This is a genomic window from Pseudescherichia sp. (assembly GCF_031998825.1).
Lineage (GTDB): Bacteria > Pseudomonadota > Gammaproteobacteria > Enterobacterales > Enterobacteriaceae > Pseudescherichia.
The window spans coordinates 101,734-125,889 of record NZ_DAMACX010000005.1 but is presented as its reverse complement, the minus strand read 5'-3'; the positions used below and the strand labels follow the sequence as shown (position 1 = coordinate 125,889).

The window sequence follows — 24,156 nt, the reverse complement described above, 5'->3', positions numbered from 1 at the left end:
TGTTCGATGAGTCCAAAATTCAGACAAAAATTAGCCGTGAATTGTGAAAAAGGCCGCAACAGCGTGCAATAACCGTTCTCGACTCACAAAAGTGATGCCGCTATAATGCTGCGTCCTATTTTTTGAACGTCTTCGGGATGATTCTGGTGAAGGGAATGTGTATCTGATTCAAGAGAGCATCCCGGTTCTGCGCAGCCACCCATAGCGGTCTGCGGGTAGAGTTGACCGAGCACTCTGATTTTTTGAGGTAACAAGATGCAAGTTTCAGTTGAGACCACTCAGGGCCTTGGCCGCCGTGTAACGATCACTATCGCTGCTGACAGCATCGAGACCGCTGTAAAAAGCGAGCTGGTCAACGTAGCGAAAAAAGTTCGCATTGACGGCTTCCGTAAAGGCAAAGTACCGATGACCGTTGTTGCTCAGCGTTATGGCGCATCCGTACGCCAGGACGTGCTGGGTGAACTGATGAGCCGCAACTTCATTGATGCGATCATTCAGGAAAAAATCAATCCGGCCGGCGCACCGACCTACGTACCGGGCGAGTACAAGCTGGGTGAAGACTTCACCTACTCCGTAGACTTCGAAGTTTACCCGCAGGTTGAGCTGACTGGCCTGGAAGGTATCGAAGTTGAAAAACCGGTTGTTGAAGTGACCGATGCTGACGTTGACGGCATGCTGGACACCCTGCGCAAGCAGCAGGCGACCTGGAAAGACAAAGATGGCGCGGTGGATGCAGAAGATCGCGTAACCGTAGACTTCACCGGTTCCGTTGACGGCGAAGAGTTCGAAGGCGGTAAAGCCACTGACTTCGTGCTGGCGATGGGCCAGGGCCGTATGATCCCGGGCTTCGAAGACGGCATCAAAGGTCACAAAGCGGGCGAAGAGTTCACTATCGACGTGACCTTCCCGGAAGATTACCACGCTGAAAACCTGAAAGGTAAAGCGGCCAAGTTCGTCATCAACCTGAAAAAAGTTGAAGAGCGCGAGCTGCCAGAGCTGACCGAAGAGTTCATCAAACGTTTCGGCGTTGAAGATGGCTCCATCGACGGCCTGCGCGCTGAAGTGCGTAAGAACATGGATCGCGAGCTGAAAGGCGCGGTGCGTAACCGTGTTAAAACTCAGGCGATCGACGGTCTGGTAAAAGCGAACGAAATCGACGTGCCGGCTGCCCTGATCGACAGCGAAATCGACGTGCTGCGCCGTCAGGCTGCTCAGCGCTTCGGTGGCAACGAGAAACAGGCTCTGGAGCTGCCGCGTGAGCTGTTCGAAGAGCAGGCTAAACGTCGCGTTGTTGTGGGTCTGCTGCTGGGCGAAGTGATCCGTACCCATGAGCTGAAAGCAGATGAAGCACGCGTGAACGAGCTGATCGAAGAGATGGCTTCTGCTTACGAAGATCCGAAAGAAGTGGTTGAGTTCTACAGCAAGAACAAAGAGCTGATGGACAACATGCGCAACGTTGCGCTGGAAGAGCAGGCTGTTGAAGCCGTTCTGGCGAAAGCGAAAGTGACTGAAAAAGCCACTTCCTTCAACGAGCTGATGAACCAGCAAGCGTAAGTCACGTTTCCCGCCTTTATGCGGAAACGAAAGCCCGTCACCTGCTGGTGGCGGGTTTTTTTTTAACAATCCGCGGCGATCGGAAGAGTGCTAAAAGCACGTTTCAGTGTTAGCGTTAAGCCAAAAGATTGTTATGCTTGAAATAAGACGATGCCATCCCCATAACAGGGAGACTATCAGGAGCAACGCTTGCTGCAGATCCGTCCACGGTGGTCGTAGTCAGACCAGTCAGAGTCAAGTAGAATCGGGACAGCAGGTTTATTCATATTTATCCAGGAGACGGACATGTCATACAGCGGCGAACGAGATAACTTTGCACCCCATATGGCCCTGGTGCCAATGGTTATTGAGCAGACTTCACGCGGTGAGCGCTCATTCGATATCTACTCTCGTCTTCTTAAAGAGCGCGTCATTTTCATGACCGGCCAGGTCGAAGACCATATGGCAAACCTGATCGTGGCGCAGATGCTGTTTCTGGAAGCAGAAAACCCGGAAAAAGATATTTACCTGTATATTAACTCGCCGGGCGGGGTGATTACCGCCGGGATGTCAATATATGACACTATGCAGTTTATCAAGCCTGACGTCAGCACCATCTGTATGGGCCAGGCGGCGTCAATGGGCGCATTCCTGCTGACCGCAGGTGCAAAAGGCAAACGCTTCTGTCTGCCAAACTCACGCGTGATGATTCACCAGCCGCTGGGTGGCTATCAGGGCCAGGCAACGGATATCGAGATCCATGCGCGTGAAATTTTGAAAGTGAAGGGGCGCATGAATGAACTTATGGCACACCATACGGGTCAATCATTAGAGCAGATTGAGCGCGACACCGAGCGTGACCGCTTCCTCTCCGCCGCTGAAGCGGTAGAGTACGGGCTGGTTGACTCAATCTTGACCCATCGTAATTAATGCCCAGGCCGGACGAGTACCGCTATAATCATTGAGAGCGGCACGATGCTGTATAGCGTCTTGCGCCTGGAGTGGCATTTGCGTCGTCGTGTGCGGCACAAAAAACAGAAAAGAGGTTTTGACTCATGACAGATAAACGCAAAGATGGTTCGGGCAAACTGTTGTACTGCTCTTTTTGCGGCAAAAGCCAGCATGAAGTGCGTAAGCTAATTGCCGGGCCGTCCGTGTATATCTGCGACGAGTGTGTCGATCTTTGTAACGACATCATTCGCGAAGAGATTAAAGAAGTTGCACCGCATCGTGAGCGTAGTGCGCTGCCGACGCCGCACGAAATTCGCCATCACCTGGACGACTATGTTATCGGCCAAGAGCAGGCCAAAAAAGTGCTGGCCGTCGCGGTTTACAACCACTACAAACGTCTGCGTAACGGTGACAGCAGCAACGGCGTAGAGCTGGGTAAAAGTAACATTCTGCTGATCGGGCCAACCGGCTCCGGTAAAACGCTGCTGGCTGAAACGCTGGCGCGCCTGCTCGATGTGCCGTTTACCATGGCCGATGCTACCACGCTGACCGAAGCAGGCTACGTGGGCGAGGATGTCGAGAACATCATCCAGAAACTGCTGCAGAAGTGCGACTATGACGTACAGAAAGCGCAGCGCGGCATCGTCTACATTGACGAAATTGATAAAATTTCCCGTAAGTCCGATAACCCGTCGATTACCCGTGACGTCTCCGGTGAAGGCGTTCAGCAGGCACTGCTGAAGCTGATCGAAGGGACGGTGGCTGCCGTACCGCCGCAGGGTGGACGTAAGCATCCGCAGCAGGAGTTTTTGCAGGTTGATACCTCCAAAATCCTCTTTATCTGCGGTGGGGCCTTTGCTGGCCTGGACAAGGTGATCTCCCATCGTGTGGAAACCGGATCCGGTATCGGCTTTGGCGCAACGGTGAAAGGCAAGTCCGAGAAGGCGAAAGAGGGCGAGCTGCTGGCGCAGGTTGAACCAGAAGATCTGATCAAGTTCGGTCTGATCCCTGAGTTTATCGGCCGTCTGCCGGTCGTAGCGACGCTCAACGAGCTGAGCGAAGAAGCGCTGATCCAGATCCTGAAAGAGCCGAAAAACGCCCTGACCAAGCAGTATCAGGCGTTGTTCAATCTGGAAGGGGTTGATCTCGAGTTCCGTGACGAAGCGCTGGACGCCATCGCCAAGAAAGCAAACGCCCGTAAAACGGGTGCCCGTGGCCTGCGCTCTATCGTAGAAGCGGCCCTGCTGGATACCATGTACGATCTGCCTTCAATGGAAGATGTGGAAAAAGTGGTGATTGACGAAGCGGTTATCGCGGGTCAAACCAAACCCCTGCTGATTTATGGTAAACCGGAAGCGCAGCAGGCTTCTGGCGAATAATTAACCTATCCATACAAGCGGTTAACCAAAAAGGGGGGATTTTATCTCCCCTTTTATTTTTCCGTACTCCCGACGTTGAATGTAAGGGAAACATCCCCATATACTGATTTACATGTTAACGGTCGCTTGACGCACAGGCCTGCGGCCGGGTTACCAGGCGGACATTAAACTTAAGAGAGAGCTCTATGACTTCTGAGCGTTCTGAACGCATTGAAATCCCCGTATTGCCGTTGCGCGATGTGGTGGTTTATCCGCACATGGTCATCCCCTTATTCGTAGGGCGGGAAAAATCGATTCGTTGTCTCGAAGCGGCCATGGACCAGGATAAAAAAATCATGCTGGTGGCGCAGAAAGAGGCGTCTACGGATGAGCCGGGTGTTAACGATCTGTTCACCGTCGGGACCGTGGCCTCTATTTTGCAGATGCTGAAGCTGCCTGACGGTACGGTAAAAGTACTGGTCGAAGGCCTGCAGCGCGCGCGCATTAGCACCCTGTCTGATGACGGCGACTTCTTCTCTGCGAAAGCCGAGTACCTGGAATCGCCCGCCATTGACGAGCGTGAGCAGGAGGTGCTGGTTCGCACCGCCATCGGTCAGTTTGAAGGCTATATCAAGCTCAACAAAAAAATTCCACCGGAAGTGCTGACGTCGCTCAATAGCATTGACGATCCAGCACGTCTGGCTGACACCATCGGCGCACATATGCCGCTGAAGCTGGCGGATAAGCAGTCCGTGCTTGAGATGTCCGACGTTAATGAACGTCTGGAGTATCTGATGGCGATGATGGAGTCGGAGATCGACCTGTTACAGGTTGAGAAACGCATCCGTAACCGCGTGAAGAAACAGATGGAAAAATCCCAGCGCGAGTACTATCTGAATGAGCAGATGAAAGCCATTCAGAAAGAGCTGGGCGAGATGGACGATGCGCCGGACGAAAACGAAGCGCTGAAGCGCAAGATCGACGCGGCGAAGATGCCGAAAGAGGCAAAAGAGAAAGCGGAAGCTGAGCTGCAGAAGCTGAAGATGATGTCTCCGATGTCGGCAGAAGCGACCGTAGTGCGCGGCTATATCGAGTGGATGATTCAGGTTCCATGGAACGCCCGTAGCAAGGTGAAGAAAGATCTGCGCCAGGCACAGGAGATTCTGGATACCGATCACTACGGTCTGGAACGCGTTAAGGATCGCATCCTTGAGTACCTTGCGGTTCAGAGCCGGGTTAACAAGCTGAAGGGGCCGATCCTCTGCCTGGTGGGACCGCCGGGGGTAGGGAAAACCTCTCTTGGGCAGTCCATTGCCAAAGCGACCGGACGTAAATACATCCGTATGGCGCTGGGCGGCGTGCGTGACGAAGCGGAAATTCGCGGTCACCGTCGGACCTACATCGGCTCCATGCCTGGCAAACTGATCCAGAAGATGGCGAAAGTTGGGGTGAAAAACCCGCTGTTCCTGCTGGATGAGATCGACAAGATGTCCTCAGACATGCGTGGCGATCCGGCTTCGGCGCTGCTGGAAGTGCTTGATCCAGAACAGAACGTGGCCTTTAGCGATCACTATCTTGAGGTCGACTACGATCTCAGCGACGTGATGTTCGTTGCGACGTCAAACTCGATGAACATCCCTGCGCCACTGCTGGACCGTATGGAAGTGATCCGTCTGTCGGGCTATACCGAAGATGAGAAGCTGAACATCGCCAAACGCCACCTGCTGCCGAAGCAGATTGAGCGTAACGCGCTGAAAAATGGCGAAATCACGGTGGACGATAGCGCTATTATCGGCATTATCCGCTACTACACCCGTGAAGCGGGCGTGCGTAGCCTGGAGCGTGAAATCTCCAAGCTGTGCCGTAAGGCAGTGAAACAGCTGCTGCTCGATCCGTCGCTGAAGCAGATCACCATCACCGGTGATAACCTCAACGAGTATCTGGGCGTTCAGCGCTTCGACTACGGCCGTGCGGACGATGAAAACCGCGTGGGTCAGGTAACGGGTCTGGCGTGGACGGAAGTGGGCGGCGATCTGCTGACCATCGAAACCGCCTGCGTGCCGGGTAAAGGCAAGCTGACCTACACCGGCTCGCTGGGTGAGGTGATGCAGGAGTCCATCCAGGCGGCACTGACCGTGGTGCGTGCGCGTGCAGAGAAGCTGGGCATTAACGGCGACTTCTATGAAAAACGCGATATCCACGTTCACGTTCCAGAAGGGGCAACGCCGAAAGATGGTCCGAGTGCCGGTATTGCGATGTGTACGGCGCTGGTCTCCTGTCTGACCGGTAACCCGGTGCGTGCCGACGTGGCGATGACCGGTGAGATCACTCTGCGCGGTCAGGTTCTGCCGATTGGCGGCCTGAAAGAGAAGCTGCTGGCAGCGCACCGCGGCGGTATCAAGACCGTGCTGATCCCGTATGAGAACAAGCGCGATCTTGAAGAGATCCCGGAGAACGTGATTGCCGATCTCGACATTCACCCAGTGAAACGCATTGAGGAAGTGCTGACGCTGGCGCTGCAAAACGAGCCTTCAGGCATGCAGGTCGTTAGCGCAAAATAGTGACACTGCGCAAAGAGCGTCGATAAAAACAGGGCTGGCAGCGCATTTCGGGCTTGCCAGCCTTTTTTTGTATAGCTAATTTAGATGGCTGGTTTGCTGTATCATCAACAACGGGTGTTGTAAGGGCATGACAGGCCTGATATAACTGCTGCGCGGTCGCACTTCGATGGATTAAGGTGCGATATAAATTATAAAGAGAGGAAGAGAAGAGTGAATAAATCTCAACTGATAGACAAAATTGCTGCAGGGGCTGATATCTCTAAAGCTGCGGCTGGACGTGCGTTAGATGCTTTAATTGCTTCTGTGACTGAATCTCTGCAATCCGGAGACGAGGTAGCGCTGGTAGGTTTTGGTACTTTTGCTGTTAAAGAGCGTGCTGCCCGTACTGGTCGCAACCCGCAAACCGGCAAAGAGATCACCATTGCTGCCGCTAAAGTTCCGGGTTTCCGCGCAGGTAAGGCGCTGAAAGACGCGGTAAACTGATAGCGATCCCTCTCAGGATTGTGACAAAGTACAAGGGCGCATCACCAGATGTGCCTTTTTTATTTGCGATGCCGGAATTAATCGGGCCCGCGGGCTGACAACGCCCCCGGTTTCTTGTCACAATACGGCTTTACGCGCAGCGGCCTGCATTAATGGCGCTGCGTGAGACAGACAGTCACCTACAGCGGAGTGTTGTTACACCATGATGGACAATTTACGCGCGGCGGCAAACCACGTCGTGCTCAAGATCATTCTGGGTTTGATTATCGTGTCATTCATTCTGACTGGCGTTGGTAACTACCTGATTGGCGGTAACAATAATTATGCCGCAAAAGTTAATGGCCAGGAGATCGGCCGCAGCCAGTTCGAAAATGCGGTAGCGGCTGAACGTAACCGTATGCAGCAGCAGCTGGGCGAGCAATTCTCTGAGCTGGCCGGCAACGAAGCCTATATGAAGAGCATGCGCCAGCAGGTGCTGAGCCGCCTGATTGATGAAGCGTTGCTGGACCAGTACGCTCAGCATCTGGGCCTTGGCATCAGTGACGAGCAGGTAAAGAAAGCAATCTTCTCTACCCAGGCTTTCCAGAACAACGGCAAATTCGATAACGCACGCTATAACGCGCTGGTCAATCAGATGGGCATGACCCCCGATCAGTATGCTCAGGCGCTGCGTAATCAGCTCACCTCCCAGCAGCTGATCAACGCCGTTGCCGGTACCGACTTTATGCTGAAAGGTGAAACCGATGAGCTGGCCGCGCTGGTCGCCCAGCAGCGTCTGGTGCGCACCGCGACCATCGACGTTAACGCCCTGGCGCAGCAGCAGACCGCCTCCGATCAGGAGATCGCCAGCTACTACGAACAGAACAAAAACAGCTTTATCGCGCCGGAGCAGTTCCGCGTCAGTTACATTAAGCTGGATGCTGCCAGCATGCAGCAGAACGCCAGCGATGAAGAGATCCAGGCCTACTACGACCAGCATCAGGATCAGTTCACCCAGCCGCAGCGTAATCGTTACAGCGTGATCCAGACCAAGACCGAAGACGAAGCGAAAGCAGTGCTGGATCAGTTAAGCAAAGGTACTGATTTCGCGACGCTGGCAAAAGAGAAATCCGCCGACATCATCTCTGCCCGTAACGGCGGCGACATGGGCTGGCTGGAGGACTCCACCACCCCTGAAGAGCTGAAAAACGCCGGTCTGAAAGAGAAGGGCCAGCTATCCGGCGTGATTAAATCCTCCGTTGGTTTCCTGGTCGCCCGCCTCGACGACGTTCAGCCTGCCCAGGTTAAACCGTTTAACGACGTGCGCGATGAGCTGGCGGCGAAGGTGAAGCAGGAGAAGGGCCTTGATGCTTACTACGCTCTGCAGCAGAAGGTGAGCGATGCCGCAAGCAACGATAACGAGTCGCTGGCGGGTGCAGAGCAGGCTGCGGGTGTGAAAGCGGTAGAAACCGGCTGGTTTGGCCGTGACAACCTGCCGGAAGAGCTGAATTTCAAACCGGTTTCTGACGCTATCTTCGGTGGCGCGCTGGTGGGTGAAAACGGTACGCCGGGCAGCAACTCTGACATCATTACCGTTGATGGCGATCGTGCGTTTGTGCTGCGCGTGAGCGAGCATAAAGCCGAAGCCGTGAAGCCGCTGGAAGAGGTCAAAACCCAGGTTGCCGATATCGTTAAGCACAACAAAGCTGAGCAAAAAGCGAAGCTGGATGCCGATAAGCTGCTGGCCGACCTGAAAGCCGGTAAAGGCGACGACGCGCTGAAAGCCGCAGGCCTGAGCTTTGGTGAGTCTAAAACGCTGTCGCGTACCGGTCAGGATCCGCTGAGCCAGGCGGCCTTTACGCTGGCCCTGCCGGCGAAGGATAAGCCTGTCTATGGCGTGGCTAATGATATGCAGGGCAACGTCGTGCTGCTGGCGCTGGACGAAGTGAAAGCGGGCACCATGCCGGACGCGCAGAAAAAGGCGATGGTTCAGGGGATCACCCAGAACAATGCCCAGATCTCTTTCGAAGCGCTGATGAGCAACCTGCGTAAAGAAGCCAAAATCAAAACGGGCGACATCGTCGATCCGCAGCAGTAATTTCTCCGGGCGTCTCGCAGACTTTTGCAACGCCATGCAACAATCAAAGGCCGCTTTCGCGGCCTTTTCCATTTCTGCAATCTGCCGTTTGTCTCCTGTTACCGCTCTGTTTATTGTGCGGGGGCTGTCAACAAACAAGGAGAAAGCAGCATGAAACGTGGAATCAAAATAGCAGTAGTGACTCTGACACTTGCCTGTGCCGCCATGGGCCAGCGTGCGCTTGCCGCTGATGCGCCGGTGAAGTCCCCTCAGGCCCAGACGGTACAACATAAATCAGCACCCGCAGCCGCGCCGGCGGCCAAAGCGAAAGCGCCGGAAGCGGCGAAGGGCGATGAGGAGACGACCCGGGTAAGCATCAACGCCGCGTCGGCAGAGGCACTGGCGCAGGCCATGAACGGCGTGGGGCTGAAGAAAGCGCAGGCGATCGTCAGCTACCGCGAGGAGTATGGGCCGTTTAAGACGCTGGAAGATCTGCAGCAGGTACCGGGGATGGGGGCCTCGCTGGTGGAGCGTAACCTGGATCGTTTAACCCTGTAACTTTTGCTTGCGTCGTAGCCATTCTTTGCCATGATAAAGAGGTCATACCAGTTATGGCCTCTGTACCATCCTACAACATAAAAAGAAGGTTATTGCGCTATGCAGACTCAGATTAAGGTTCGTGGTTACCACATCGACGTCTACCAGCACGTAAACAATGCTCGTTATCTGGAGTTCCTTGAAGAAGCACGTTGGGAAGGGCTGGAGAGCAGCGAAGGCTTTCAGTGGATGACGGCTAACCACATTGCGTTTGTGGTGGTGAATATCAATATTAACTATCGCCGCCCGGCGGTGTTGGGCGATCTGCTGACAATTAGCAGCAAAATAGAGCAGCTGAACGGCAAAAGCGGCGTGCTGAGTCAGGTAGTGACGTTATCGCCAGAAGGGGAGGTGGTGGCCGACGCGCTGATCACCTTTGTCTGCATCGATCTGCGCAGCAAAAAAGCGCTGGCGCTGGAGGGAGAGCTGCGGCAGAAGCTGGAGATGATGATGGAGTAAGCTCTCACGCCCGGTGGCGCTACGCTTACCGGGCCTACAAACCGCACTTTACCTTTGTAGGCCGGGTAAGGCGAAGCCGCCACCCGGCGTTATGCAAACTTACTGCAACCCGGTTTTCTGCTTCATTGCCGCCATCACCGCTGGCTTCTCTGCCAGGTAGTGATTGAGGCCGTTGGCGCGCAGGTTACAGGCGGCGCACTGGCCGCAGCCGTCGCCCTTGATGCCGTTGTAGCAGGTCAGCGTCTCTTTGCGTACCAGCTCCAGCTTCTGCCAGTAGTCGGCCAGCGCCCAGGTTTCCGCCTTATCGAGCCACATCAGCGGCGTCTCAAAGCGGATATCTTTTGCCATGCCAAGGCTCACCGCGTGGTTGAGCGCCTTAACAAACTCGTCGCGGCAGTCCGGGTAGCCGGAAAAGTCGGTCTCGCAGACGCCGGTGATCACCGCCTCGGCCTGCACCTGATAGGCGTAGATCGCCGCAAGGGTCAAAAACAGAATGTTACGGCCCGGCACAAAGGTATTAGGGATGCCGCTGGCATCCGGTTCGTAATCCGGCACCGGGATGCTGTCGCGGGTCAGGCTGCTGACCGCCAGCTCGTTAAGCAAAGTGACGTCCAGCACCTTATGCGCCCGTGCACCCAGCTTTAGCGCCAGCTCGCGCGCGACGTCAATCTCTGCCCGATGACGCTGACCGTAATCGAAGGTGACGCAGTGGACTTCATCATAGTGATGCAGCGCCTGTACCAGACATGTTGTGGAGTCCTGGCCTCCGCTAAAGACGACAACGGCACGTTTCATACATTTTCCTGACAGTTTCAATAGCAATAAAGCCGCTATGGTAGCGCCTGCTGGCGGGCACGACCAGTATCCATTTGTTATCGCAGCAGCTGGGCAATCTCTGCGGTATAAGGCGCGGTATCGCCGATATTGGCTCTGACCCACTCCGGGTTGTAGTAGGTGTCGAGATAGCGCTCGCCGCTGTCGCACAGCAGGGTGACAATCGAGCCGGTACGCCCCTCGTCACGCATCCGGGCGGCAAGCTGCAATGCGCCCCACATGTTAGTGCCGGTGGAGGCCCCGACCTTGCGGCCCAGCTGCGTCTCCAGCCAATGGGCGGTAGCGACGCTGGCGGCGTCCGGGACGCGCAGCATCTCATCCACCACGTCCGGAATGAACGACGGCTCCACGCGAGGACGCCCGATACCCTCAATTTTACTGCCGACCGGGCTGCGCAGGTTGATATCCCGCTGCTGCCAATAGTCGAGAAACACAGAGTTTTGCGGATCGACTACCGTAAGCCGGGTATCGTATCCCTGGTAGCGAATATAGCGCCCGATGGTTGCCGAAGTGCCGCCGGTTCCGGCGCTCATCACGATATGGTCGGGGATCGGGTGCGGCTCATGGCGCATCTGGCGGTAGATGCTGTCGGCAATATTGTTGTTGCCGCGCCAGTCGGTGGCGCGCTCGGCATAGGTGAACTGATCCATATAGTGGCCGTGCAGCTCCTGCGCCAGGGTCTCCGAGGCGGCGTAAATCTCGCAGGCGCTCTCAACGAAGTGGCAGCGGCCGCCGTAAAACGCGATCTGCTCGATTTTACGCTTTGCGGTGCAGGCGGGCATCACCGCGATAAACGGCAGTCCCAGCAGGCGGGCAAACCACGCCTCTGAAACCGCTGTCGAGCCTGACGACGCCTCAATAATCGGCATACCTTCGCGGATCCAGCCGTTGCACAGCCCGTAAAGGAATAGCGATCGCGCCAGGCGATGCTTCAGGCTACCGGTCGGGTGCGTGCTTTCATCCTTCAGGTAGAGATTGATCCCTGGAAAGGCGGGCAGGGAGAGGCGAATCAGGTGCGTATCCGCCGAGCGCTGGGCATCGGCGTTAATTTCACTGATGGCGTGTTTGGTCCAGGCGTTGTTCATCCGGGGCGATCCTGTTTGTCAATTTGTGCCTAGCTTAACGGAAAGCGCCTAAAAAATTGTTGCCATTCCGCCTTTGAAATAGAATGTAGAGAGAAAAAATTTCTCCCGGAGGCCGGTAATGCTAGATAAAATTGACAAGAAGCTGCTCGCCCTGCTGCAACGAGACAGTACCCTCTCTTTGCAGGCGTTAGCCGATGCCGTTAATCTGACGACTACCCCTTGCTGGAAACGGCTCAAGCGGCTGGAAGATGAAGGGATCCTGCTGGCGCGCGTGGCGCTGCTGGACGCTGAAAAGCTGGGCCTCGGTCTGACGGCATTTGTACTCATTAAAACCCAGCAGCACTGCAGCGAGTGGTATCATCAGTTTGTCAGCGTCGTCTCCGCCATGCCGGAGGTGCTGGGCTTTTGGCGCATGGCCGGTGAATATGACTACTTAATGCGCGTTCAGGTCGCTGACATGAAGCGCTACGACGATTTTTACAAACGTCTGGTCAATAGCGTGCCAGGCTTGTCCGATGTGACATCGAGTTTTGCGATGGAACAGATAAAATATACGACAGAGTTACCCATTGAATAACGCTTCTGGCCCCGGCGTCAGGGGCCGAATAAAGACCTTCAGGATATAACCGCGTGCGATTATTTGCTCAACTAGGCTGGTACTTTCGCCGGGAGTGGCGACGCTATCTCGGTGCCGTAGCCCTGCTCATCATCATTGCTCTTCTGCAGCTCATCCCCCCGAAAGTGGTGGGATACGTAGTCGACGGCGTGACCGAAGGTCATTATCGTCCGCAGGATGTCATGATGTGGGTTGGCCTGCTGGTGCTGGTAGCCATCGTCATCTACCTGCTGCGCTACGTCTGGCGCGTGCTGCTGTTTGGCGCGTCTTACCAGCTGGCCGTCGAGCTGCGGGAGGACTTCTACCGTCAGCTCAGCCGCCAGCACCCAGAATTTTACCTGCGCCACCGCACCGGTGACCTGATGGCCCGCGCCACTAACGACGTCGATCGCGTGGTTTTTGCCGCCGGGGAGGGGGTGCTGACCCTGGTGGACTCGCTGGTGATGGGCTGTGTGGTGCTGATCGTCATGTCGACCCAGATCAGCTGGCAGCTTACCCTGCTGGCGCTGCTGCCGATGCCGATTATGGCCCTGGTGATCAAACGCTACGGCGATCAGCTGCATAATCGATTCAAGCTGGCGCAGGCGGCGTTCTCTTCTCTCAACGACCGTACCCAGGAGAGCCTGACCAGCATCCGCATGATCAAAGCCTTTGGCCTTGAGGATCGCCAGTCCGGACTGTTTGCCGAAGATGCCGCCGATACCGGCAGAAAAAACATGAAGGTGGCGCGAGTGGACGCCCGTTTCGATCCGACGATTTATATTGCCATCGGGATGGCAAACCTGCTGGCAATTGGCGGCGGTAGCTGGATGGTGGTTAACGGTAGCCTGACGCTGGGCGAACTCACCAGTTTTACTATGTATCTGGGGCTGATGATCTGGCCGATGCTGGCCCTCGCCTGGATGTTTAACATCGTTGAGCGCGGCAGCGCCGCCTACAGCCGCATCCGTGACATGCTGGCGGAAGCGCCGGTGGTGGATGACGGCAGCGAGCCGCTGCCGGAAGGACGCGGCAACCTGAACGTGGCGATCCGCGAGTTTCGCTATCCGCAGACGTCGCATCCGACTCTGGAGAACGTCAGCTTTACGCTGACCCCAGGACAGATGCTGGGTATCTGCGGGCCGACCGGGGCGGGGAAAAGCACCCTGCTGTCGCTGATCCAGCGCCACTTTGACGTCACCCAGGGGGAGATCCGCTTTCATGACCGGCCCCTGCCGAGCCTGAAGCTGGACGCATGGCGCGGGCGACTGGCGGTAGTCAACCAGACGCCGTTCCTCTTCTCTGACACCGTAGGCAATAACATCGCCCTCGGCCACCCCGGCGCGACACAGCAGGAGATTGAGCACGTCGCCCGGCTAGCCAGCGTTCATGAGGATATCCTGCGCCTGCCGCAGGGGTACGATACCGAGGTGGGCGAGCGCGGGGTGATGCTCTCCGGCGGGCAGAAGCAGCGTATCTCGATTGCCCGGGCGCTGCTGCTCAACGCCGAGATCCTGATCCTCGACGATGCGCTGTCGGCGGTGGATGGCCGCACCGAGCACCAGATCCTGCATAACCTGCGCCAGTGGGGCGAAGGGCGTACGGTAATTATTAGCGCGCACCGGCTCTCGGCGCTCGCCGAAGCGAGCGAGATCCTGGTGATGCAGCATGGGCACATTGTTCAGCGAGGGCAGCACGAGACGTTAGCCCATCAGCCGGGCTGGTATCGCGATATGCACCGCTACCAGCAGCTGGAAGCCGCGCTGGATGACGAAGAGAAGGAGAGTGCTGATGCGTAGTTTTGGACAGCTTTGGCCAACCCTTAAACGCCTGTTAGCCTACGGTAAGCCGTGGAAAAAGCCGCTGACCCGAGCAGTAGTCATGCTGTGGGTCGCGGCGGCGGCCGAGGTCGCCGGTCCGGCGCTAATCAGCTATTTTATCGATAACATGGTGGCGAAAAGCTATCTGCCGCTCGGCCTGCTGATAGGGCTGGCGGTGGCCTATATTGGCCTTCAGCTTTTGGCCGCCGGGCTGCACTATGCCCAGTCGCTGCTGTTTAACGAGGCCGCCGTCGGCGTGGTGCAGCAGCTGCGTACTGACGTGATGGACGCCGCCCTGCGCCAGCCGCTTAACGCCTTTGATACCCAGCCGGTAGGGCAGCTTATCTCCCGCGTCACTAACGATACGGAAGTGATCCGCGATCTCTACGTGATGGTGGTCTCGACCGTGCTGCGCAGCGCGGCGCTGGTGGGCGCAATGCTGGTGGCGATGTTCAGCCTCGACTGGCGGATGGCGCTGGTGGCGCTGGCGATCTTCCCGGCGGTGCTGTGCGTGATGGCGCTCTACCAGCGCTACAGCACGCCTATCGTGCGTCGCGTCCGCACCTACCTGGCGGATATCAACGACGGGTTTAACGAAGTGATCAACGGCATGAACGTGATCCAGCAATTTCGTCAGCAGGCGCGTTTTGGCGAGCGGATGAGTGAGGCTAGCCGCTCCCACTACTTTGCGCGCATGCAGACTCTGCGGCTCGACGGTTTTCTGCTGCGTCCGCTGCTGAGCCTCTTCTCGGCGCTGGTGCTCTGTGGGCTGCTGATGCTGTTTGGCTTTACCTCGGTGGGTACCATTGAGGTGGGTGTGCTCTACGCCTTTATCAGCTACCTTGGCCGCCTTAACGAACCCTTGATTGAGCTGACGACCCAGCAGTCGATGCTGCAGCAGGCGGTGGTAGCAGGGGAGCGCGTATTTGAGCTGATGGATCGGCCGCGCCAGACCTACGGTGACGACGAGCGTCCGTTGGCCAGCGGCGCTATCGACATTGAGAACCTCTCTTTCGCCTACCGTGATGATAACCTCGTATTACAGGATATCGACCTCGCCGTGCCGCCGCGCAGCTTTATTGCGCTGGTGGGCCATACCGGTAGCGGCAAAAGCACTCTCGCCAGCCTGCTGATGGGCTATTATCCGCTGACGAAAGGGGAGATCCGCCTTGACGGTCGGCCGCTCTCCACTCTCAGCCACGACGTACTACGCCAGGGTGTGGCAATGGTTCAGCAGGATCCGGTGGTGCTGGCGGATTCTTTCTTTGCTAACGTCACCCTCGGGCGCGATATCAGCGAGGCACAGGTGTGGCAGGCGCTGGAGACCGTTCAATTGGCGGATCTGGCCCGGGGAATGCCCGACGATATCTATACCAGTCTGGGAGAGCAGGGGAATAACCTCTCGGTCGGACAGAAGCAGCTGCTGGCGCTGGCTCGCGTATTGGTGGCTACCCCGCAGATCCTGATCCTTGATGAGGCCACTGCAAATATCGACTCCGGCACCGAGCAGGCTATTCAGCAGGCGCTGGCAGCGGTACGCCAGCATACGACCCTGGTAGTGATTGCCCACCGTCTCTCTACAATCGTGGAGGCTGACACCATTCTGGTTCTGCATCGTGGGCAGGCGGTCGAGCGTGGTAACCATCAGGAACTGCTGGCCGCTGAAGGGCGCTACTGGCAGATGTATCAGCTGCAGCTGGCAGGCGAAGAGCTGGCAGCCAGTGCACAAGAAGAGTCGCTAATCGCCTGATGCACCATAATCAGGCAAGCTACTGACAGGATCGCCTGTTGGTGCAAAAACGTTGCGCACCATGCACTGCCATGGTGCGTTTTTCTTTCCCAGGAACAATCTGAATCCCCATCACACTTTTCTATGAAACCAGCTGTCCTGTTCTGACGGCTTAAGCCGCTGAATTTTTCCCTTTTTCCAAATCTGGCACACCGCTTGCAATACTTCCTGCGTGTTAGCTGCGGCCATTACCGATTTTCGACTGAGGGGGATTTATGAAGCTGGTTACCGTGGTCATTAAGCCATTTAAACTTGAGGACGTCCGTGAAGCACTGTCGTCTATTGGTATTCAGGGGCTGACCGTTACCGAAGTGAAAGGCTTTGGTCGTCAGAAGGGGCATGCTGAACTCTGCCGCGGGGCTGGATACAGCGTTAACTTCCTGCCGAAGGTAAAGATTGACGTGGCCATTGCTGACGATCAGCTTGATGAAGTGATTGATGTCATTAGCAAAGCGGCCTACACCGGAAAAATTGGCGACGGCAAAATTTTCGTTGCCGAACTGCAACGCGTTATCCGTATTCGTACCGGCGAAGCCGACGAAGCGGCACTGTAACGTCAGACACACAGTGATTGGGATGGTAAAAATGAAAAAAGTAACCTTAAAAACGGCGATGGCCGCACTGGCAGCGTTACCGGGTCTGGCGATGGCGGCTCCGGCCGTGGCCGACAAAGCCGATAACGCCTTTATGATGATCTGCACCGCGCTGGTGCTGTTTATGACCATTCCAGGGATCGCGCTGTTCTACGGCGGCCTGATCCGTGGCAAAAACGTGCTCTCGATGCTGACCCAGGTCACCGTGACCTTTGCGCTGGTCTGCGTGCTGTGGGTGGTCTACGGCTACTCGCTGGCGTTCGGCACGGGCAATAACTTCTTCGGCGACTTCAACTGGGCGATGCTGAAAAATATCGAACTGACCGCCGTAATGGGTAGCTTCTACCAGTATATTCACGTTGCGTTCCAGGGCTCATTTGCCTGCATCACCGTTGGCCTGATCGTCGGTGCGCTGGCCGAGCGTATCCGTTTCTCAGCGGTGCTGATCTTCGTGGTGGTGTGGATGACCCTCTCCTATGTGCCGATTGCACACATGGTCTGGGGCGGCGGCCTGCTGGCTTCCCACGGCGCGCTGGACTTTGCCGGCGGTACGGTAGTGCACATCAACGCCGCGATTGCGGGTCTGGTGGGGGCCTACCTGATTGGCAAACGTGTTGGTTTCGGTAAAGAGGCGTTTAAACCGCACAACCTGCCGATGGTCTTTATCGGTACGGCGATCCTCTATATCGGCTGGTTCGGCTTTAACGCAGGCTCTGCCGGTGCCGCCAACGAAATCGCTGCCCTGGCGTTCGTCAACACCGTTGTCGCCACCGCCGCTGCTATCCTTGCCTGGGTATTCGGCGAGTGGGCAACCCGCGGCAAGCCGTCGCTGCTGGGCGCATGCTCCGGCGCGATTGCCGGTCTGGTTGCCGTGACGCCAGCCTGTGGCTACATCGGCGTGGGCGGTTCACTGATTGTCGGGATCGTTGCGGGCCTGGCCGGTCTGTGGGGCGTGACCATGCTGAAACGCTGGCTGCGCGTTGATGACCCGTGTGACGTGTTCGGTGTGCACGGCGTCTGCGGCATCGTAGGCTGTATCCTGACCGGCGTGTTTGCCTCTACCTCTCTGGGCGGCGTCGGCTACGCTGAAGGCGTGACCATGGGCCATCAGGTGCTGGTGCAGCTGGAAAGTATCGCTATCACCATCGTCTGGTCAGGCGTCGTCGCCTTCATCGGTTACAAGCTGGCGGACATGATTGTTGGCCTGCGCGTACCGGAAGAGCAGGAGCGCGAAGGCCTGGACGTGAACAGCCACGGCGAAAACGCTTACAACGCGTAATCTGGTTTAACCCTCAGAAAACCTCCCGCCAGCAGGAGGTTTTTTTGTTTATTCGTTGCGGTTGCGCATCACCCCTTCCTGCACGCTGGACGCCACCAGCACGCCATCCTGGGTATAGAACTCGCCGCGCACAAACCCGCGCGCGCTGGAAGCGGAGGTGCTCTCCACGCTGTAGAGTAGCCACTCGTTCATATCGAACGGACGGTGGAACCACATCGAGTGATCGATAGTGGCAACCTGCATGCCCCGCTCCAGAAAACCGACCCCGTGCGGCTGCAGCGCCACCGGCAGGAAGTTGAAGTCAGAGGCGTAGCCCAGCAGGTACTGATGGGTACGAAAATCCGCGGGCATCGTGCCGTTAGCACGGATCCACACCTGACGGGTTGGCTCTGCCACGTGGCCCTTCATTGGGTTATGGAACTCAACCGGGCGGATCTCCAGCGGTTTATCGCAGAGAAACTTCTCTTTTACCTGCGGCGGCAGGAGGTGCGCCAGCGAGCGGGCAATGTCCGTCTCCGATGGCAGATTATCCGGAGCAGGGGCGGCAGGCATCGTTTTCTGGTGCTCATAGCCCGGCTCGGGAGCCTGGAACGAGGCTGTCATATAGAAAATAGGTTTGCCGTTCTGGATGGCGGCTACCCGACGGGCGCTAAAGCTGTTGCCGTCGCGCAGCACCTCTACGTCATAGATGATCGGTTTTTGGCTATCGCCAGGGCGTAAAAAATAGCTGTGGAACGAGTGGACGAGGCGATCTGCCGGGACGGTCTCTTTTGCGGCATAGAGTGCCTGACCGACAACCTGGCCGCCAAAGACCTGGCGCAGGCCCAAATCTTCGCTTTGACCGCGAAACAGACCCTCTTCAATTTTTTCCAGATTAAGCAACGTCAGCAGATTATTCAGCGCTTGACTCATAGGTGTCCTCAATAAAATAAAAGCGACCGAGCGGATACAGGCAGAGTATAACCCAGAAATGCAAGTGGTCCGATGGGTGCAAAAATCTGAATACATGGCTGTTTCCAGGCAAAAATCAGTGATGTGTGCCACACTTACTGGCGTTCGATACGATTTAAGTATTAACCACTGATTCTGGCGGGCGTCATACCTGCTGGTGCATTGAAGATAAGGAGAACTCAATGAAACTCGTGCACATGTTAAGTGGTTTAGCGGTTGCCGTTTCTCTGGCTGCCTGTGCCGACAAAAGCGCAGATATCCAGACGCCCGCACCAAACCCGAATACCTCCATTGCCTCAACGCAGTCCGTGATTAAGCAGCCTAACGTCTCGGGTACGATCTGGATCCGTCAGAAGGTGGCTCTGCCGCCGGATGCGGTACTGACCGTGACCCTGGCCGATGCGTCCCAGGCTGACGTGCCGTCTAAAGTCATTGCCCAGCGTGCCGTTCGTACCGAAGGTAAACAGGCTCCGTTCAGCTATGAACTGCCGTTTGACCCGGCGCAGGTACAGCCGGACGCGCGTATTCTGCTAAGCGCCGCGATCACCATTGATAATAAGCTGGTGTTTATTACTGATGGCATCAAGCCAGCGGTTAATCAGGGCGGTACCCGTATCGACCTGACGCTGGTGCCGGTTCAGCAGACCGCTGTGCCGATGCAGCAGAGCGGTGGGGCAGCAACCACCGTGCCGTCTACCTCGCCAACGCAGGTTAACCCTTCGTCAGCGACTCCCGCACCGACGCAGCTGTAACAATCGAACCCTCTCCCCGGAGAGGGTTTTTTAATAGTTCCAGCGATAGCGCGCTAAATCGATTATACCGTTGCCAGATACCTGAACGCCGTCGGCGAGCAGGGCCTGACGCTGGCGTTGTAGATCCGGCCCGGTGAGAGAAATGTGCCCCTGACGATTCACTACCCGATGCCACGGCAGTGTACTGCCCTCAGGCAGGCGTTTGAGCACGCCGCCGACCTGGCGTGCCGCACGCGGTGAACCTGCCAGCCGTGCCACCTCTCCGTAGGTGGTCACCGAGCCGGGCGGGATAGCGGCGACGATTTGCCACACCCGCTGGGGAAAAGAGTCGTTGTCTGCCATAACGGTTTCCTTAAGTGTCTCTCACCAGCATAATCAGCGTATGCTGCCCTGTGAAGAGGCACTTGCGCAATAAACCAGCATCCAGCAGGCCGCAGCTTGCAATTGCCAGGCCATACGGTAATAATGCGTCCGCGCGTTGGTTAACAACGCTCTCAATGGGGGCCCTGTTGGTTCTCCCGCAACGCTACTCTGTTTACCAGGTCAGATCCGGAAGGAAGCAGCCAGAGCAGATGACGTGTGTGCCGGGATGTAGCTGGCAGGGCCCCCACCCATTTTTAGCACTCGCTATGCCAATCTCTTCTCATGCAATTTGCTTCCTGTATAAGATCACTCCTCTGTCGTATTGCCTGACATCTATTTGTCATTAAACTGAAATGCTAATGTCATTTTTATGTCATATATTCCTGCCACAGTAATATTACAGTAATGTGATCGACGGCGTTTTAGGAAAACTATTTCTGGATCAACGCATAAAGCTGGTGTATTAATTACTCGTCTCATTTATACCGAAAGGGATAATCATGGTCAGCGCAGTGTTAAACGTAAAAATCGACGAAGCAGTAAAAGAGAAGCTCCGCCATTACGCAGAAGCAAATAATGAGAATTTAAGCACCGCAACTGAAAAGCTTCTCCAGCTGGCCTTTGAGTCACATGGCGACGCCATCTCAGAGGATGATATCGACAGCCAGCATACGGAAGAAGAGAACGCATCGGCCTTGAGTGTTAAAGAGATCAAGGCGTTACGTAAACTGCTGAAGAAGAAAAAATGAAGCCGCTACAGTCAACCGCCAGCAACTATGCTGAAGCCTGCGAGCAGCTGCGCTCCGGCTACGTAAAACAGGTTCGTCTGAACTGGAATGTCGGAACAGATGAGTTTTTTCGTATCGCATCAGAGTGGTGTGATGCCGGCGCAAAAATAAAAAAACAGGGCGAAAGTTTTATTATTGCGCTGAAAGGTTTTCCTATTCCCCGACAGTAACAATACTGCGATCGGTTAACCGATCGCAGTCACATTAAATATATTTCCGCTGCCGTATAATCGGCGGCTGGTTAATTAATGAAGTCCATATTGGCTGTAGGGCCATAAATGCCTCCTGTAATACCGTCTCCGACTGGGTAAACGGCATCCGTAGATAGCGTTCAAACGCGCCTGCCAAACCAAAGCGCGTTCCTGCTCCCAGGTGAATACCCGCACTCTCTGCGCCAGTGGCAAATCGCGTTGCCAGCGCTTCCGGCAGCTCTACCCAGAAAGAGAGCCCACCCTGCGGGATCTGCGTCTGCCACTGTGGAAAAAAGGTCTGCATCAGACGCAGGCAGTCGTCCCGGCGCGCAGCCAGCATTTGCCGATGGGCGGGCAAAAAGGTCTCTCCATTCTCAATTAGCCAGCGGGCAGCGAGCTGCTCCAGCACCGGCGTACCCAGATCGATTGTGTCACGCATCTGAACCAGCGAGGCGATGGTGCGGGCCGGGGCGCGGATCCAGCCCAGCCGCAGCCCGCCCCAGAAGCTCTTGGCGGCGGAGCCAAGGGAAATCACCGACGCATCCGGGCTGAACGCAGCCAGCGGGGGAGGGGGCGGAGCGTCATACCAGAGATCGACCATGGTTTCGTCTACCACCAGCGTCGTGCGCGTGCGGGCGGCGATCTCCGCCACGGTTTGCCGGGTGGCGGCGTCCATACAGCGGCCGGTGGGATTATGAAAGTCCGGCATCAGGTAGGCGAGCCTCGGCGAGGTCTGGCCGATCGTTGCCGCCAGACCGTCGCTATCCCAGCCCTGCTGCGGCAGCGCCACGCCAACCGGGCGGCAGGATGCCCCCTCAATCGCCGCAATCGCCAGCGGGTAGGTGGGGTGATCGACCACGACCCGATCCCCCGGTCCGGTCAGCAGGCGCAGGATCAGCGCAAATCCGCTGAGCGCCCCGTTAACAATCATGATTTCATCAGGCCGGGTCGGCAGGCCACGCGCGCCGTAGCGGGCCGCAATGGCTTCCCGTAATGCCAGTAATCCCTGCTGATCGTAGCCGGTGGAGGCAAAGTGCTGCGGCATGGCGATCAGCGCCTGCTGGTAGGCCTGATGAATCTCCGGGCTGGCCCCCAGCGAGGCGGTAGAGAGATCCAACGCGCTGCCTGCATTGGTACGGGTAGGCACCGTGCGGCTGCTCTCGGGCAGCGTTACGATGGAGCCGCTGCCGTGGCGGCTGAGAAGAAAGCCCTCGTCCCGCAGCTGTGCCAGTGCGCTGGCCACGGTAGTGCGGCTGATGCCGAGCGCCGCAGCCAGCTCGCGCTCCCCCGGCAGGCGGGTCTCCAGCGCCAGCCGACCGTCGAGGATCAGCATCCGCAGCGCCTGGGCAAGCTGCTGCCACAGCGGCGTGCGCGATGCGGGATGTTGCCACTGGCCCAGCAGCCGCACCAGCGACTGGCTTCCAAATCGACGTGATGACATAGGCAGTCCACTTTTTCAAAACTGGTCATTAATGATAATGCCAGTAAGAGCGAGGATGTCACTCTCTTTGATTGAATGAGGTGAACTATGCTGCGGCGACTCCTGCAACTCTATATCGGCCTGACGCTCTACGGCGTCTCTACCGCCATGTTTGTCAGGGCGGATCTCGGTGCCGATCCGTGGAACGTGTTTCATCTTGGTGTAGCGAAACTCCTTTCACTCAATATTGGCGTGGTGATGATTGCCATCGGTGCGCTGGTGCTGCTGCTGTGGATCCCTCTGCGCCAGCGTCCGGGCTTAGGTACCGTCAGTAACGTGGTGGTGCTTGGCTTAGCGGCGGACGCCGCGCTGGTGCTGATGCCTCCTCTGGATTCGCTGCTGGCCCGCAGTATGTTGCTGGCTGCCGCCGTGGTGGTTAACGCGCTGGCAACGGGCATGTATATTGGTGCCGGGTTCGGTGCAGGCCCGCGCGACGGCCTGATGACCGGCATCAACGCCCGCACAGGCTGGTCGGTGCGCATGGTGCGTACCGCCATTGAGGTGAGCGTCCTGCTGCTGGGCTGCGCGATGGGCGGCACCTTTGGCGTGGGAACCGTGCTCTACGCGCTGGCAATTGGCCCGCTGATCCAGTTCTGTCTGCCGTGGTTTCGCCAGCCGTCCCGTGTTGCACCGGTCACCCAGCCGCAGAAGAGCGCGTTGTAAACCCGCGAAGCGCTCACAGCAACGCTGAGCGGTTTGGGTTACACTGGCGGCACGCCAGCTGCCAGGGTAACACCATGAAACCCATTACGCTTTATGATGTCGCCCGTTACGCGGGCGTCTCCTATCAGACCGTCTCCCGCGTGATTAACCAGGCGGAGCACGTCTCAGCGCGTACCCGCGAGAAGGTGCTTTTCGCCATGCGCGAACTGAACTACGTGCCCAACCGTGGCGCACAGCAGCTGGCGGGCAAGCGTAGCCGTACCCTCGGGCTGCTCACCAGCGATCTGGCTCTCCATGCGCCGTCCCAGATCGCCTCGGCGGTAAAAAACCGCGCCGCACAGTCCGGGGCTGGCGTGATTATCGCCATGCCCGAGCAGGCGAGCCAGGCTGCCTGCCTGCTGGCGTTACAGGAGCTGCTGGCCCAACGGGTTACCGGGCTGCTGATCAACCTGCCGCTGGAGGATGACCAGGCCGAGGAGCTGGCGGCGCTGGCGCATCCGACGCCCACGCTGTTTCTCGACGTCAGCCCGACGGCGAAGGTGAATAGCCTGGTGTTTGACGCCGCACAGGGGGCAAGGTTGGGGGCAGAGCACGTTTTGACCCTGGGCCATCGCGTTATTGCCCTGCTCGCCGGGCCACCGAGCTCGGTATCAGCGCGAGCGCGTCTTGCGGGCTGGCTGGAGACGCTGACAAACGCCAACATCACCCCAGCGGCCAGCGTGCACGGCGACTGGAGCGCAGCCTCGGGGTATGAACAGGCCAGCCAGCTACTGGCCTCCCGGCCGTTGCCTGACGCCATTCTGGTGGCGAACGATCAGATGGCGCTTGGCGTGCTTCGCGCCTGTGCGGAAATGGGCATCGCCGTACCCGACCAGATCGCGGTGGTGGGCTATGACGATACCGCCGACAGCGCATGGTATACGCCGCCGCTGACGACGGTACGCCAGGCCTTTAAAGAGGCAGGGGAGCGCAGCG

Annotated in this window: 23 protein-coding genes and 1 other RNA gene; 19 read left to right on the top strand and 5 right to left on the bottom strand. The window is 57.1% G+C overall.

From position 1 onward, the window contains the following. Positions 1-255: 255 nt before the first annotated feature. From tig to RTP97_RS04065, 8 genes are all read left to right on the top strand, one after another. Complete coding sequence (tig, locus tag RTP97_RS04100) at positions 256-1,554, top strand: trigger factor (RefSeq protein WP_312411171.1); 1,299 nt, start codon at positions 256-258, stop codon at positions 1,552-1,554. 285 nt (positions 1,555-1,839) lie between these two features. After that, complete coding sequence (gene clpP / locus RTP97_RS04095; protein ID WP_042391600.1) at positions 1,840-2,463, top strand: ATP-dependent Clp endopeptidase proteolytic subunit ClpP; 624 nt, start codon at positions 1,840-1,842, stop codon at positions 2,461-2,463. Between the two features lie 125 nt (positions 2,464-2,588). Next, on the top strand, positions 2,589-3,863 hold the full coding sequence (clpX, locus tag RTP97_RS04090) for an ATP-dependent protease ATP-binding subunit ClpX (protein ID WP_042391601.1): 1,275 nt from the start codon (positions 2,589-2,591) through the stop codon (positions 3,861-3,863). A gap of 185 nt (positions 3,864-4,048) precedes the next feature. Beyond that, positions 4,049-6,403 carry an endopeptidase La gene (lon, locus tag RTP97_RS04085; RefSeq protein WP_312411170.1) on the top strand — a complete coding sequence of 785 codons (2,355 nt, stop codon included), beginning with the start codon at positions 4,049-4,051 and terminating at the stop codon, positions 6,401-6,403. 210 nt (positions 6,404-6,613) lie between these two features. Beyond that, the gene (gene hupB, locus RTP97_RS04080; RefSeq protein WP_312211184.1) at positions 6,614-6,886 is read left to right on the top strand and encodes a nucleoid-associated protein HU-beta; all 273 of its coding nucleotides are present in this window, start codon (positions 6,614-6,616) and stop codon (positions 6,884-6,886) included. Between the two features lie 202 nt (positions 6,887-7,088). Continuing rightward, complete coding sequence (gene ppiD / locus RTP97_RS04075) at positions 7,089-8,963, top strand: peptidylprolyl isomerase (protein ID WP_312411169.1); 1,875 nt, start codon at positions 7,089-7,091, stop codon at positions 8,961-8,963. Positions 8,964-9,113: 150 nt separating this feature from the next. Beyond that, positions 9,114-9,500 carry a helix-hairpin-helix domain-containing protein gene (locus tag RTP97_RS04070; RefSeq protein WP_312411168.1) on the top strand — a complete coding sequence of 129 codons (387 nt, stop codon included), beginning with the start codon at positions 9,114-9,116 and terminating at the stop codon, positions 9,498-9,500. 99 nt (positions 9,501-9,599) lie between these two features. Beyond that, entirely contained in the window at positions 9,600-9,998 is a 399-nt protein-coding gene (locus RTP97_RS04065; protein WP_312411167.1) for a YbgC/FadM family acyl-CoA thioesterase, read from the top strand. Between the two features lie 99 nt (positions 9,999-10,097). Here the strand turns inward: RTP97_RS04065 and queC are convergent, their stop codons facing one another. Beyond that, positions 10,098-10,793, bottom strand: coding sequence for a 7-cyano-7-deazaguanine synthase QueC (queC, locus tag RTP97_RS04060; protein ID WP_312411165.1), 696 nt, complete (start codon positions 10,791-10,793; stop codon positions 10,098-10,100). Positions 10,794-10,870: 77 nt separating this feature from the next. After that, a complete protein-coding gene (locus tag RTP97_RS04055; protein WP_312411164.1) occupies positions 10,871-11,917 on the bottom strand; it encodes a PLP-dependent cysteine synthase family protein in 1,047 nt (348 codons plus the stop codon). A 118-nt stretch (positions 11,918-12,035) separates the two neighbouring features. Here RTP97_RS04055 and RTP97_RS04050 point away from each other — a divergent pair, with 118 nt between their 5' ends. From RTP97_RS04050 to amtB, 5 genes are all read left to right on the top strand, one after another. Further along, entirely contained in the window at positions 12,036-12,494 is a 459-nt protein-coding gene (locus tag RTP97_RS04050) for an Lrp/AsnC family transcriptional regulator (RefSeq protein ID WP_312411161.1), read from the top strand. Between the two features lie 53 nt (positions 12,495-12,547). Next, the gene (locus RTP97_RS04045; RefSeq protein WP_312411158.1) at positions 12,548-14,311 is read left to right on the top strand and encodes a SmdA family multidrug ABC transporter permease/ATP-binding protein; all 1,764 of its coding nucleotides are present in this window, start codon (positions 12,548-12,550) and stop codon (positions 14,309-14,311) included. Next, positions 14,304-16,082, top strand: a complete 1,779-nt coding sequence (locus RTP97_RS04040; protein WP_312411157.1) for a SmdB family multidrug efflux ABC transporter permease/ATP-binding protein — start codon at positions 14,304-14,306, stop codon at positions 16,080-16,082. The genes RTP97_RS04045 and RTP97_RS04040 overlap by 8 nt, the downstream gene beginning before the upstream one ends. A gap of 254 nt (positions 16,083-16,336) precedes the next feature. Next, positions 16,337-16,675, top strand: coding sequence for a P-II family nitrogen regulator (gene glnK, locus RTP97_RS04035; RefSeq protein WP_312411154.1), 339 nt, complete (start codon positions 16,337-16,339; stop codon positions 16,673-16,675). Positions 16,676-16,706: 31 nt separating this feature from the next. Continuing rightward, on the top strand, positions 16,707-17,993 hold the full coding sequence (gene amtB, locus RTP97_RS04030; protein WP_312211199.1) for an ammonium transporter AmtB: 1,287 nt from the start codon (positions 16,707-16,709) through the stop codon (positions 17,991-17,993). A gap of 48 nt (positions 17,994-18,041) precedes the next feature. Here amtB and tesB read toward each other — a convergent pair whose 3' ends face one another. Further along, positions 18,042-18,905 carry an acyl-CoA thioesterase II gene (tesB, locus tag RTP97_RS04025; protein WP_268108885.1) on the bottom strand — a complete coding sequence of 288 codons (864 nt, stop codon included), beginning with the start codon at positions 18,903-18,905 and terminating at the stop codon, positions 18,042-18,044. Positions 18,906-19,126: 221 nt separating this feature from the next. Here tesB and RTP97_RS04020 point away from each other — a divergent pair, with 221 nt between their 5' ends. Beyond that, positions 19,127-19,696, top strand: coding sequence for a YbaY family lipoprotein (locus tag RTP97_RS04020; protein WP_312211202.1), 570 nt, complete (start codon positions 19,127-19,129; stop codon positions 19,694-19,696). 30 nt (positions 19,697-19,726) lie between these two features. Here the strand turns inward: RTP97_RS04020 and RTP97_RS04015 are convergent, their stop codons facing one another. Continuing rightward, positions 19,727-20,038, bottom strand: a complete 312-nt coding sequence (locus RTP97_RS04015) for an MGMT family protein (RefSeq protein ID WP_312227484.1) — start codon at positions 20,036-20,038, stop codon at positions 19,727-19,729. Positions 20,039-20,203: 165 nt separating this feature from the next. Between RTP97_RS04015 and ffs the strand changes: the two genes are divergently transcribed. The 3 genes from ffs (at position 20,204) to RTP97_RS04000 (ending at position 21,017) form a co-directional block, all read left to right on the top strand. Next, positions 20,204-20,300: signal recognition particle sRNA small type (gene ffs, locus RTP97_RS04010), an RNA gene on the top strand. A gap of 259 nt (positions 20,301-20,559) precedes the next feature. After that, on the top strand, positions 20,560-20,808 hold the full coding sequence (locus RTP97_RS04005; RefSeq protein ID WP_312411151.1) for a hypothetical protein: 249 nt from the start codon (positions 20,560-20,562) through the stop codon (positions 20,806-20,808). After that, positions 20,805-21,017, top strand: a complete 213-nt coding sequence (locus tag RTP97_RS04000; protein ID WP_238083401.1) for a hypothetical protein — start codon at positions 20,805-20,807, stop codon at positions 21,015-21,017. Before RTP97_RS04005 ends, RTP97_RS04000 begins: the two co-directional genes overlap by 4 nt. A gap of 34 nt (positions 21,018-21,051) precedes the next feature. On the opposite strand, the gene RTP97_RS03995 is transcribed toward RTP97_RS04000, so the two are convergent. After that, complete coding sequence (locus RTP97_RS03995; protein ID WP_312411149.1) at positions 21,052-22,479, bottom strand: PLP-dependent aminotransferase family protein; 1,428 nt, start codon at positions 22,477-22,479, stop codon at positions 21,052-21,054. A gap of 87 nt (positions 22,480-22,566) precedes the next feature. On the opposite strand from RTP97_RS03995, the gene RTP97_RS03990 reads away from it, so the two are divergent. After that, on the top strand, positions 22,567-23,181 hold the full coding sequence (locus RTP97_RS03990) for a hypothetical protein (protein ID WP_312411147.1): 615 nt from the start codon (positions 22,567-22,569) through the stop codon (positions 23,179-23,181). A gap of 74 nt (positions 23,182-23,255) precedes the next feature. Continuing rightward, positions 23,256-24,156, top strand: a 901-nt coding sequence (locus RTP97_RS03985; protein WP_312411144.1) for a LacI family DNA-binding transcriptional regulator, incomplete at its 3' end; no start/stop codon positions are given.

Excerpts from the sequence above, each read along its gene's own strand:
- tig (WP_312411171.1), top strand. The coding sequence starts at position 256 with ATGCAAGTTTCAGTTGAGACCACTCAGGGCCTTGGCCGCCGTGTAACG.
- clpP (WP_042391600.1), top strand. The coding sequence starts at position 1,840 with ATGTCATACAGCGGCGAACGAGATAACTTTGCACCCCATATGGCCCTG.
- clpX (WP_042391601.1), top strand. The coding sequence starts at position 2,589 with ATGACAGATAAACGCAAAGATGGTTCGGGCAAACTGTTGTACTGCTCT.
- lon (WP_312411170.1), top strand. The coding sequence starts at position 4,049 with ATGACTTCTGAGCGTTCTGAACGCATTGAAATCCCCGTATTGCCGTTG.
- ppiD (WP_312411169.1), top strand. The coding sequence starts at position 7,089 with ATGATGGACAATTTACGCGCGGCGGCAAACCACGTCGTGCTCAAGATC.
- RTP97_RS04070 (WP_312411168.1), top strand. The coding sequence starts at position 9,114 with ATGAAACGTGGAATCAAAATAGCAGTAGTGACTCTGACACTTGCCTGT.
- RTP97_RS04065 (WP_312411167.1), top strand. The coding sequence starts at position 9,600 with ATGCAGACTCAGATTAAGGTTCGTGGTTACCACATCGACGTCTACCAG.
- queC (WP_312411165.1), bottom strand. The coding sequence starts at position 10,793 with ATGAAACGTGCCGTTGTCGTCTTTAGCGGAGGCCAGGACTCCACAACA.
- RTP97_RS04055 (WP_312411164.1), bottom strand. The coding sequence starts at position 11,917 with ATGAACAACGCCTGGACCAAACACGCCATCAGTGAAATTAACGCCGAT.
- RTP97_RS04050 (WP_312411161.1), top strand. The coding sequence starts at position 12,036 with ATGCTAGATAAAATTGACAAGAAGCTGCTCGCCCTGCTGCAACGAGAC.
- RTP97_RS04040 (WP_312411157.1), top strand. The coding sequence starts at position 14,304 with ATGCGTAGTTTTGGACAGCTTTGGCCAACCCTTAAACGCCTGTTAGCC.
- glnK (WP_312411154.1), top strand. The coding sequence starts at position 16,337 with ATGAAGCTGGTTACCGTGGTCATTAAGCCATTTAAACTTGAGGACGTC.
- amtB (WP_312211199.1), top strand. The coding sequence starts at position 16,707 with ATGAAAAAAGTAACCTTAAAAACGGCGATGGCCGCACTGGCAGCGTTA.
- tesB (WP_268108885.1), bottom strand. The coding sequence starts at position 18,905 with ATGAGTCAAGCGCTGAATAATCTGCTGACGTTGCTTAATCTGGAAAAA.
- RTP97_RS04020 (WP_312211202.1), top strand. The coding sequence starts at position 19,127 with ATGAAACTCGTGCACATGTTAAGTGGTTTAGCGGTTGCCGTTTCTCTG.
- RTP97_RS04015 (WP_312227484.1), bottom strand. The coding sequence starts at position 20,038 with ATGGCAGACAACGACTCTTTTCCCCAGCGGGTGTGGCAAATCGTCGCC.
- RTP97_RS04005 (WP_312411151.1), top strand. The coding sequence starts at position 20,560 with ATGGTCAGCGCAGTGTTAAACGTAAAAATCGACGAAGCAGTAAAAGAG.
- RTP97_RS04000 (WP_238083401.1), top strand. The coding sequence starts at position 20,805 with ATGAAGCCGCTACAGTCAACCGCCAGCAACTATGCTGAAGCCTGCGAG.
- RTP97_RS03995 (WP_312411149.1), bottom strand. The coding sequence starts at position 22,479 with ATGTCATCACGTCGATTTGGAAGCCAGTCGCTGGTGCGGCTGCTGGGC.
- RTP97_RS03990 (WP_312411147.1), top strand. The coding sequence starts at position 22,567 with ATGCTGCGGCGACTCCTGCAACTCTATATCGGCCTGACGCTCTACGGC.